The 9,717-nt window shown below is 68.9% G+C and carries 11 protein-coding genes; 5 read left to right on the plus strand and 6 right to left on the minus strand.

What is annotated here, in order from left to right:
• The first annotated feature begins 72 nt into the window (after positions 1–72).
• Positions 73–2,043 carry a bifunctional copper resistance protein CopD/cytochrome c oxidase assembly protein gene (locus HD599_RS16715; RefSeq protein WP_184239715.1) on the plus strand — a complete coding sequence of 657 codons (1,971 nt, stop codon included), beginning with the start codon at positions 73–75 and terminating at the stop codon, positions 2,041–2,043.
• Here the strand turns inward: HD599_RS16715 and HD599_RS16720 are convergent.
• A complete protein-coding gene (locus HD599_RS16720; protein WP_184239717.1) occupies positions 2,024–3,010 on the minus strand; it encodes a hypothetical protein in 987 nt (328 codons plus the stop codon). The two genes, HD599_RS16715 and HD599_RS16720, sit on opposite strands and share 20 nt — an antisense overlap.
• A 68-nt stretch (positions 3,011–3,078) precedes the next feature.
• Between HD599_RS16720 and HD599_RS16725 the strand changes: the two genes are divergently transcribed.
• On the plus strand, positions 3,079–4,365 hold the full coding sequence (locus HD599_RS16725; protein ID WP_184239719.1) for an AAA family ATPase: 1,287 nt from the start codon (positions 3,079–3,081) through the stop codon (positions 4,363–4,365).
• A 17-nt stretch (positions 4,366–4,382) separates the two neighbouring features.
• Here HD599_RS16725 and HD599_RS16730 read toward each other — a convergent pair whose 3' ends face one another.
• The 3 genes from HD599_RS16730 to HD599_RS16740 all read right to left on the minus strand — a co-directional run bounded on the left by HD599_RS16730 (position 4,383) and on the right by HD599_RS16740 (position 5,851).
• Positions 4,383–5,039: a biliverdin-producing heme oxygenase gene (locus HD599_RS16730; protein WP_184239721.1), complete on the minus strand. Its 657-nt coding sequence runs from the start codon at positions 5,037–5,039 to the stop codon at positions 4,383–4,385.
• A gap of 95 nt (positions 5,040–5,134) precedes the next feature.
• Positions 5,135–5,518, minus strand: a complete 384-nt coding sequence (locus HD599_RS16735) for a DUF4383 domain-containing protein (protein ID WP_425489170.1) — start codon at positions 5,516–5,518, stop codon at positions 5,135–5,137.
• A gap of 33 nt (positions 5,519–5,551) precedes the next feature.
• Positions 5,552–5,851, minus strand: a complete 300-nt coding sequence (locus HD599_RS16740; protein ID WP_343062129.1) for a DUF2470 domain-containing protein — start codon at positions 5,849–5,851, stop codon at positions 5,552–5,554.
• Positions 5,852–5,894: 43 nt separating this feature from the next.
• Between HD599_RS16740 and HD599_RS16745 the strand changes: the two genes are divergently transcribed.
• The gene (locus tag HD599_RS16745; protein WP_184239725.1) at positions 5,895–6,413 is read left to right on the plus strand and encodes a DinB family protein; all 519 of its coding nucleotides are present in this window, start codon (positions 5,895–5,897) and stop codon (positions 6,411–6,413) included.
• 34 nt (positions 6,414–6,447) lie between these two features.
• On the opposite strand, the gene HD599_RS16750 is transcribed toward HD599_RS16745, so the two are convergent.
• Complete coding sequence (locus HD599_RS16750) at positions 6,448–7,095, minus strand: dienelactone hydrolase family protein (RefSeq protein WP_184239727.1); 648 nt, start codon at positions 7,093–7,095, stop codon at positions 6,448–6,450.
• Between the two features lie 164 nt (positions 7,096–7,259).
• Here HD599_RS16750 and HD599_RS16755 point away from each other — a divergent pair, with 164 nt between their 5' ends.
• Together HD599_RS16755 and HD599_RS16760 are read left to right on the plus strand one after the other, a co-directional pair.
• Positions 7,260–8,333: an oxidoreductase gene (locus HD599_RS16755; protein WP_184239729.1), complete on the plus strand. Its 1,074-nt coding sequence runs from the start codon at positions 7,260–7,262 to the stop codon at positions 8,331–8,333.
• A 231-nt stretch (positions 8,334–8,564) separates the two neighbouring features.
• Positions 8,565–8,747, plus strand: coding sequence for a hypothetical protein (locus tag HD599_RS16760; RefSeq protein WP_184239731.1), 183 nt, complete (start codon positions 8,565–8,567; stop codon positions 8,745–8,747).
• Between the two features lie 155 nt (positions 8,748–8,902).
• On the opposite strand, the gene HD599_RS16765 is transcribed toward HD599_RS16760, so the two are convergent.
• Positions 8,903–9,661, minus strand: a complete 759-nt coding sequence (locus HD599_RS16765) for a family 16 glycosylhydrolase (protein ID WP_184239733.1) — start codon at positions 9,659–9,661, stop codon at positions 8,903–8,905.
• Between the last annotated feature and the right edge of the window lie 56 nt (positions 9,662–9,717).

Below are 9,717 nucleotides of genomic sequence, written 5' to 3' on the forward strand. Positions count from 1 at the left end.
GCAGGGTTTCGATACGCGCCGTAGACGGCGCTACTCAACCACCGGTCAGCTGGCGCAAAGTAAACTAGCTGGATGCCACGAGTCGTTCGGATAGTGGGGCCTGCGCTCCTGCTCGTTGTGGCACTCTTCTCGGCCATCGCCGCTCTCGTCTTCGGTGGCGGAGCCGCCGCCGAACCGATCGCCGACCCCGGCGACGTCGTGCGCTTCGGTCTGCCGCTGGCGAAGCTGGTCGTCAACATCGGCGCCGCGGGCACGATCGGCGCCCTGGCCCTCGCCGCCTTCGCCATGGCCAAGGAGAAGCCCGAGTTCGGGCTCGCCCTCGACATCGCCGCCGGCTCGGCCGCGGTCTGGGCCGTGGCCTCCGCCGCCACCGGCTTCTTCAGCTTCATGACGCTGTACCTGCAGCCGATCTCCCTCGACGACCGCTTCGGCGACCTGCTCGCCACGTTCCTCACCCAGACCGAGATCGGCCAGTCGTGGCTCTGGACGGCGCTCATCGCCGCGGCCCTCACCGTGCTCTGTTTCGCCGTGCGCAACCAGACGCTCGTGCTGTTCATGGCGGTCGGTGGCGTACTCGGCCTGATCCCGATGGCGCTGCAGGGCCACGCGGGCGGTACGGAAACGCACGACGCCGCTACGAGCGCGATCTGGCTGCACATCGTCTTCGCCGCCGTCTGGCTCGGCGGGCTGCTCACCCTGGTGATCTCGGCCCGCACCCTCGACAACGGCCGGATCGTGCCGCTGATCGCCCGGTACTCGACACTCGCCATCGTGAGTTTCGTCGTGGTCGCGGCATCCGGCTATGTCAGCGCCGAAATCCGCGTGGGCACTCTCGACAACCTGCTGACGCCCTACGGGATCCTCGTGCTGGTGAAGGTCGGGGCGCTCGGGGCGCTCGGACTGTTCGGGGTCATCCAGCGCCGGTACCTCGTCGGACGCATGTCGGCGACCGGGTCGCGCAAATACTTCTGGTGGCTGGTGAGCGCCGAGCTCGCCTTTATGGGTCTGGCCTCCGGCGTCGCGGCGGCCCTCGCCCGCACCGCCACCCCGCAGGCGCAGGTCTCGGCCTCCGACGTCGAGGGCTCCACGCCCGCAGAGCTGCTCACCGGCGCCCCGCTGCCGCCGGTATTCAGCCCCGACCGCCTGTTCACCCTGTGGAACTTCGACCTGCTCTGGATCATCATCTGCGGATTCGGCGTGTTCTTCTACCTCGCGGGCGTCTGGCGCCTGAAGAAGCGCGGCGACTCCTGGCCCGTGCTGCGCACCGTGCTCTGGATCGCCGGCCTGGTCGTGCTGTTCTACATCACCAACGGCGGCGTGAACGCCTACGAGAAGTACCTCTTCAGTGCGCACATGCTCGCCCACATGACGCTCGGCATGATGGTGCCGGTGCTGCTCGTGCCCGGCGCTCCCATCACCCTCGCGCTCAGGACGATCATGAAGCGGGATGACGGAAGCCGCGGTCCCCGCGAGTGGATCATGCTCGCCACCCACTCGAGCTACTTCGGGTTCCTGTCCCGGCCGCTCGTCGCCGCGGTGCTCTTCGTCGCCTCGCTCTGGATCTTCTACTACTCCCCGCTGTTCCGCTGGGCCACCGAGGACCACCTCGGCCACCAGTGGATGATCATCCACTTCCTGCTGACCGGCTATCTGTTCGTACAGTCGCTCATCGGCGTCGACCCGTCGCCGCACCGCGCGCCCTACCCGTTGCGCCTGCTCGTACTGCTCGCCACGATGGCGTTCCACGCGTTCTTCGGCCTGTCGCTGATGACCGGCACCGGGCTGCTGCTCGCCGACTGGTACGGCGCGATGGGCTGGGGCAGCGACGCCCTCGCCGACCAGCAGGCGGGTGGCGGAATCGCGTGGAGCGTCGGCGAGATCCCCACGGTGGCGCTCGCCATCGCCGTGGCGATCATGTGGTCGCGCAGCGACGAGCGCGACTCCAAGCGCTACGACCGCAAGGCGGACCGCGACGGGGACGCCGAACTCGAGGCCTACAACGAGATGCTGGCCGCGCGTTCCACTACTCGTACACGGCCGTAATCAGCAGCGAGTTGTTCGGCTGGAAGGTCAGCGTGTACGCGACCGTGAACGGCACGTCCTCGTCGAAGGTGCTGATGCTGCCGTCGCGGTAGGCCTGGACCTCGACGACGATGTGGGCGGTCGCGGGAGTGCGCGGAACCGCCCAGCTGCCGGGCTCGACGCCGGGAACGATGGTGACCACCGGGTCGGCGACCATCGACCACGCGGCCGGGGAGTTGACGCGGTTGGCGATGGCCTGGCCGAACGGGCAGCCGGTGGGCATCAGCACGTCCTGTGTGGTGCACTCCTGCAGGTATTCCGACACGTTCTCCTGCACCTCGGTGACGAACGCCTCGTTCGCCTGCACGTCGACCGCGACATCCGTGATGCCGCCGATCTCGCTCACCTCGACGGGCTGCGCTGCGGCTGTCAGATAGGTCGACTCGTGGTCGACCACGTAGAGGCCCGGGGCGAAGACGAGGTAGGTGGCGGGGGTGTCGGCCGCCGTCGTGGTCGTGACGTCGTAGCCGTTGACCCGGAATTGGTCGTCGTGCAGCACCGTGACCGAGACGGTGTTCAGCGGGCTGGTGACGAAGCGCCACTGCGGGAACAGCCCGAACCGGGTGCCGTTGCGGGCGACGATGAATTCGCTGCGGGCCGTGGTCGCCTCGGCACCCTCCGCGGAGAGGTCGTACTCGACGACGACGGTGTGGGTGCCGTCGGCGCCCGGGGTGTCGCTGACCACGCGCACGTCGTCGAGGTCGCCCAGGGCGTCGCCCGTGAGCAGGTCGTCCGCGGCGTCGTTGCCGGTGCGGACACCGGGCAGGGCGAGAGCGCTGGCGGTGTCGTGGCGCTCGAGCGCCTCGAGGTACCGGCCGACGAACCCGTGGGCGCTGTACAGATCGGCGTTGAGGGCGACGACGGACGCGGCGAACCCGCCGATGAGCAGAACCACGACGGCCGACCAGGTGAGCAGGGTGCGGCGCATGCTCACATCCTAAACAACGCTGTGCACAGGCAGCCGAGTGGCGCGGGCCGGGCGGGTACATTGGGAGGGTGACAGGCCCCCAGCTATCCCCAGAGCAGGCGGCGGTCTTCGCGGCGATCGAGACGACCCGCGAGAACATCTTCGTCACCGGCCGCGCCGGCACCGGAAAGTCGACGCTGCTCAACCACCTGTCGTGGAACACGTCGAAGCAGGTGGTGATCTGCGCTCCCACCGGCGTCGCCGCGCTCAACGTGGGCGGGCAGACGATCCACTCCCTGTTCCGGCTGCCGATCGGTGTCATCGCCGACCACGAGATCGAGCACACCGCCGAGGTGCGCAAGCTGCTCAACACCATCGACACGCTCGTGATCGACGAGGTGTCGATGGTCAACGCCGACCTTCTCGACGCCCTCGACCGCAGCCTGCGTCAGGCTCGACAGCGCAAGCGCGAGCCGTTCGGCGGCGTTCAGGTCGTGCTCTTCGGCGACCCGTACCAGTTGGCACCCGTGCCGGGCGACGCCGACGAGCGCGCCTACTTCGCCGACCAGTACCGGTCGATGTGGTTCTTCGACGCGAAGGTCTGGGACGAGGCCGACCTCAAGATCTACGAGCTCACCACGATCCACCGGCAGCACGAGGGCGAGTTCAAGTACATGCTCAATGCCGTGCGGCACGGCCGGGTGACCGCGGAGATCGCCGAGCGCCTCAACACCACCGGTGCGCGCGACGCTCCAACCGACGGCATCATCACGCTCGCCACGACGAACGCCGCGGTGAACCGCATCAACGCGACCGAGCTCGCGCGCCTGCCCGGCAAGGTGCTCACCGCGAAGGCCGAGATCGCCGGCGAGTTCGGCGGCCGGGCGTTCCCCGCCGACGAGGCGCTCGAGCTGAAGATCGGCGCGCAGGTGATGTTCCTGCGCAACGACGCCGACCAGCGCTGGGTCAACGGCTCGGTCGGCACCGTCACCAAGATCGACCAGTTCGTGCACGTCGAGATCGACGGTGAGGTGCACCAGGTGCAGCCCGCCGTCTGGGAGAAGTACAAGTACTCCTACTCGTCCCTCACCAAGGCGCTCAAGAAGGACATCGTCGCCGAGTTCACCCAGTTCCCGCTGCGGCTGGCCTGGGCCGTGACGATCCACAAGTCGCAGGGCAAGACCTACGACCGCGCGATCGTCGACCTCGGGCAGCGCTCGTTCGCCCCCGGGCAGACCTACGTGGCGCTGAGCCGCATCAGCGCGCTCGACGGGCTGTACCTGAGCCGCGACCTGCGGCCGAGCGACATCATCGTCGACGAGCACGTGCAGCGATTTATGTCGCGAGCGACGGCGGTGCCGGGTATCGAGGCGTAGCCGCTCGAGCGGGTTGCCTACGCGGCGGCCGTCGCCTTCGCGGTGGCGAGGTCGACGAACAGCTCGGTGTTGAACCGGTACGCGACCATGACCTCGTCGATCACGCGCTCGCGCTCCTCTTCGCTCCAGTCGACCGCGTCGAGCTGGGCGCGGTACACGTCCTTGAACTCCTTCGGCTTCGCGATCTGGTCGAAGAGGTAGAAGCCGACGCCGTTGGTCTGGAACCCGAACTGGCGCTGCATGAGCGTGCGGATGATCTGCCCGCCGGACAGGTCGCCGAGGTACCGCGTGTAGTGGTGGGCGATGAACCCGCCGCTCCATTTCTGCGCGGCGACCTGGTTGATGCGGTCGACGTAGCGGGCGGTGGTCGGCAGCGGCACGATGCGCTCGAGCCAGTCGTCGCCGATCAGGAACTGCAGGTCTGCCTCGAGAGCGGGGAGACGGATCAGCTGCGGGGTGACGAAGGCCGCGGCATCCACGTCGTCCTTCATGCTGTCGCCGGCCGCCTCGAGGGCCTTGTAGATGAAGTAGTGCTGGGCGACGAGCGAGACGTAGTCGTCGCGCGAGCCCTTGCCGGTCATCAGGTCGTCCATGAAGCTGGCGCCCTCGCTGTCGCTGTGACCTCCGCGGGTACGCTCACGCAGTGCTTGGGAGAAGGGTAGGACGACAGACACGGTGGCACTCCAAGGGGTCAGTTAGGTAACCCTAATACTAGAGTGCGGGTCGTCCTGCCGAAACACTTCATTGTGAATTAACGGATGCCGCGGGCCTACGCCGAGCCGGAGAACTGCTTCTCTGCCCCGAGGCCGGCCGCGAGCAGCACGACGGCGGTGCCGAAGTGCAGGGCGTTGTCCGCCCCGTTGAGCGCGAGCAGGTTCGACTCGGTACCGACGACGTACAGGCCCACGAGGCCGAGCAGCAACAGCAGCGCGCCGGCGACCGAGTTGATGCGCCGGGCGGTGCGGGCCTGCCCGAATCCGACGGCGATCATGAGCGCGCCGACCACGAGGTGCAGGATGTTCTGCAGCGGATTGACCTGGAACGCGCCGAGCAGCAGCGCCTCGTTGTCGGTCGCGACGAACGCGACGCCGACGGTGACGGTGAAGCCGAGCAGGCCGACGACGAGGTAGACGACCCCGACGACGGTCGCCACGAGGCGGTTGGGTGAGGTGACGATGTCGGGGTCCTAGTGGGGGCGGGGCGTGACGTCGAGGCGCTCGCAGGCGATGTCGTAGAGCGCGACGATCTCGCGGCGGATCTCCCCACGCTCGCTGATCTCGCCGGCACCCCACGGCACGGTGAGCTCGGCCGCGGCGTCGCCCGCCTCGTAGCTCCAGGTGCCGCCGAGCTCGTCGAGGTCGGTCATCACCGCGTTGGAGGCGTCCTTCGTGGCGAAGGCGCGCACGATCAGGAGGTTGTCCTCGGGGTGGTCGTTGTTCATGTGGTCCAGCACGGCGGAAATGGTGGACTGTTCGAAGATTGGCACGAAATCTACGGTAGCCGGTATCCGGGCCACGAGAGCATGAAGCATGGCAATTACCCCCGATACGAAGAACTGGACCTGGGTGCTCGACCGGCCCTGCGGCGAATGCGGTTTCGACGCGGCATCCATCAGACCCGAGGATGTCGCGGGGATTCTGCGCGCGAATGCCGCGGCCTGGCCCGCCGTCCTGGAACGGTCGGACGTGCGCGAGCGGCCCGACGACCACACCTGGTCGGCTCTCGAGTACTCGGCGCACGTGCGCGACGTGTTCCGGCTCTACGACGAGCGGCTCGCGCTCATGCTCGAGCAGGACGACCCGCTCTACCCGAACTGGGACCAGGACGTCACGGCCGTGGAGGAGCGCTACAACGAGCAGGACCCCGCCGTGGTGTCGGCGGACCTCGTCGCCGCGGCCGCCGTCCTCGCCGACCACTTCGACGCCGTGGACGGCGAACAGTGGCTACGGCCGGGCCGGCGCAGCGACGGGGTGGCGTTCACGGTCGAGAGCTTCGCGGTCTACTTCATCCACGACCCGCTGCACCACCTGTGGGATGTGACGAAGTAGTCTTCGGGCCGCTCTCGGCTGATTGCGTACCGGCCTAGTCGCCGAGGTGCTTGTCGAGGAACGACGCGGTGCGGGCGAAGGCCAGGGCCGCGGCGCGGGTGTCGACGGTCGCGGGGATGCTCGCGTTGGCGAACGAGTGCTCGGTGCCGAGGTAGATGAACTCGGTGACGGGTGTGCCGTGGTCTTCGAGGCGCGCGACGAAGGAGTCGGGTTCGGCGCCGACGTTCCAGTCGTCCTCCTCGGCGAGCTGCAGCAGCACGGGGCACGGGATGATGCCGTGTTCCTCGACGCCGAGGGTGGCGTAGTAGGCGACCACGGCGTCCGCGTCGCCGCCCTGGGCGTGCAGCAGGGCGAGCCAGCCGCCCATCGAGAAGCCGATGAGCCCGACCCGTGCGGAGCCCTCCGCGCGGGCCTCGAGCACGATGTCGTCGAGCAGTGCGAGCGCGCGGCCGGGGTCCAGCCCGTCGCGGAGCTGCGCCGCCGACTCGGCGTCGGTGGTGCAGACGCCGTCGTAGAGGTCGGGCACCACGACCCGGTAGCCCTGGCCGGAGAGCGCGTCGGCGAAGGGGTCGAGCCACGGAAGCCGCCCGTACCAGTCGTGCACGATGATGACGAGGGGCGACCCGGGCAGTCCGTAGTAGAGCGGCACACCGGGCGACGGAATCGGAACCAGCTCGGCCATGACGCTCCTCGATGACTCGGGCGGGCACTCTCCACTCCCGCCTCTCCAACGATACAGAGCGACATGTTGTGGCGGGGGAGGCTGGCGCTGGGGAATGCTGGAGTGGGGGGTGCGTGTTGGCCCTCAGGTGCGCCATCCGCACGCTCTCATCCCGTTAGGAACCCATGGACCTCTTCACGCCCGTCGACTTCGGCTCTCTGCACCTCGCGAACAGGCTGGTGATGGCGCCGCTGACGCGCGTGCGCGCCGGTGAGGACGGCGTGCCGACCGACCTGATCACCGAGTACTACGAGCAGCGCGCGAGCCTCGGACTCATCGTGACCGAGGGCACCTTCACGAGCGAAGAAGCCAAGGGCTTCTCGGGCCAGCCCGGCATCGTCACCGACGAGCAGCAGGCCGGCTGGGCGCGCGTCGCCGCCGCCGTGCACGCCGCCGGCGGTCTCATCGCGATGCAGGTCATGCACGCGGGCCGCGTCACGCACACCGACATCTCGGGCACGCCGCGCAGCGTCGCCCCCAGCGCGATCGCCATCGACGGCGAGACCCGCACCCCGCTCGGCAAGAAGCCGCACCAGGTCCCCGTGGCGATCCCCACCGAGGAGCTGCCCGCGATCGTCGAGGAGTTCGTCGCCGCCTCGCGCCGCGCGCTCGCCGCGGGCATCGACGCCGTCGAGCTGCACGCCGCGAACGGCTACCTGCTGCACGAGTTCCTCGCGCCCAGCTCGAACACCCGCACCGACAACTACGGCGGATCGCCCGAGAACCGCATCCGCTTCGTGGTCGAGGTCGTCACCGCCGTGGTCGATGCCGTCGGCGCCGACCGCGTGGGCCTGCGCATCTCCCCCGAGCGCAACATCCAGGGCGTCATCGAGGACGACGCGGCGGATGTCGCGATCACCTACGGTCTGCTCGCCGACGCGTTGAAGCCGCTGGGCCTCGCGTTCCTCGACTACATGCATCCCGAGCCCGCGGGTGCTCTCGCCCAGGACATCCGTGCCCGGGTCGGCGCCCCGTTCATCATCAACACCGGTTTCGCCGAGGCGACGACCCGCGAGGACGCCGTCGCCATCGCCGACGCCGATCTCGCCGACGCGGTCTCGATCGGCCGCGCGGCCATCGCCAACCCCGACGTCGTCGCCCGCTGGAAGGACGCCACGCACGAGAACGAGGCCGACCCGTCGACCTTCTACGGCCCGGACGCCCGCGGCTACACCGACTACCCGACGCTCGCGGGCTAGTTCTTCTAGCCGGTTGAGCTCGTCGAAACCCTCATCGTCGGGCTCGACCCGCTTCTGTGGTGTGCGGCGCTCAGCGTCGTCGCGTGCGCGGAGGTTTGTGCGGGGCGCGCTGCGGTTTGTGGCGCCCGCGGGGGCACGAACGGGCGCGTGCGCGACGAAGGTCAGCGCGCGGCCAGTCGGAGCAGATCACCCGTGCACTCCGGGGTGTATCGTCGGGTTCGACGGGGAGAAATGAGCGAAGCTAATAAACACCTCGGTGCGGGGCTGATCTTTATCGCGGTGGGTATCGGGATGATAATCCTCGCGTTGGTGCAGCATGCTCTCGAGTTCAAGTACCTCATCGGCGTCGTAGCACTCTGGATACTCGCGATCTACCTGCTCCAGTCCTCGGTCCGGCTCCGCCGCGAGAAGTGACTCACAGGCTCGACCCGCGTCTGTGGTGTGCGGCGCTCAGCGTCGTCGCGTGCGCGGAGGTTTGTGCGGGGCGCGCTGCGGTTTGTGGCGCCCGCGGGGGCACGAACGGGCGCGTGCGCGACGAAGGTCAGCGCGCGGCATGGGTTGCGACGAGGTCAACCCGCGGCGGGCTCGAAGCGCATCCAGTCGATCAGCATCGTCGAGACCGCCGGGGTCGTCTCGTCCGGGTCGCCCGGCCAGTTGCCGCCGATCGCGAGGGTGAAGAGCGCGCGGAACGGTGCGTCGTCGAAGACCCACTCCATGCCGTCGGGCATCGTCGCCTCGGTGAGACTCGCGACGAGCACGCCGTCGATCGAGATCCGCACGTTGCCGGGCGTGCGGGTCACCGCGTAGACGTGCCAGTCGTCGCCGAGGGGTTCCACATGGTCGGTCGACGCGTTGGCGACGACGTCGGTGCCGGACGCGGACGGCCCGTGGATGTTGTGGTGCGAGGTGCTCGTGTCGTTCGGGGTCTCGACGACGTCGATCTCGCCCGACTGCGGCCAGCCCACCTCGCCGATGTTCGACCCGAGCAGCCAGAACGCGGGCAGCAGGCCCTGGCCGGTGGGCAACGTGATGCGCGCCGACAGCGTTCCGTACGAGAAGGCCTGCGTCGTCACGATGCTCGACGACCGGTAGGCGGTGCTGCCGTCGGCGTTGGTCGTGATCGTCGCGGAGATCGCCAGGTGCGAGGCGCCGTCGAGCGCGACGTTGTCGGCGGTGTACTCCTGCAGCTCGTTGTTGCCCCAGCCGCCCGCGCCGAGGTTGAGCGCCCAGAGCGCGGAGTCGATACCCGCACCCTCCGCGCCGTCGAACTCGTCCTGCCACGCCTCGGTGACCACGGCGGGCTGGGTTGAACCCGTCGCGCCGCTCACCGTCGCCGCCCCGGCAGCGACGCTGACGATGACGACCGCGCCGGCGATGCCACGGC

The organism is Conyzicola lurida, from assembly GCF_014204935.1.
GTDB lineage: Bacteria > Actinomycetota > Actinomycetes > Actinomycetales > Microbacteriaceae > Conyzicola > Conyzicola lurida.

Coding starts and splice junctions, on each gene's coding strand:
- HD599_RS16715 (WP_184239715.1), top strand. CDS start 73: ATGCCACGAGTCGTTCGGATAGTGGGGCCTGCGCTCCTGCTCGTTGTG.
- HD599_RS16720 (WP_184239717.1), bottom strand. CDS start 3,010: ATGCGCCGCACCCTGCTCACCTGGTCGGCCGTCGTGGTTCTGCTCATC.
- HD599_RS16745 (WP_184239725.1), top strand. CDS start 5,895: ATGGCAATTACCCCCGATACGAAGAACTGGACCTGGGTGCTCGACCGG.
- HD599_RS16750 (WP_184239727.1), bottom strand. CDS start 7,095: ATGGCCGAGCTGGTTCCGATTCCGTCGCCCGGTGTGCCGCTCTACTAC.
- HD599_RS16755 (WP_184239729.1), top strand. CDS start 7,260: ATGGACCTCTTCACGCCCGTCGACTTCGGCTCTCTGCACCTCGCGAAC.
- HD599_RS16760 (WP_184239731.1), top strand. CDS start 8,565: ATGAGCGAAGCTAATAAACACCTCGGTGCGGGGCTGATCTTTATCGCG.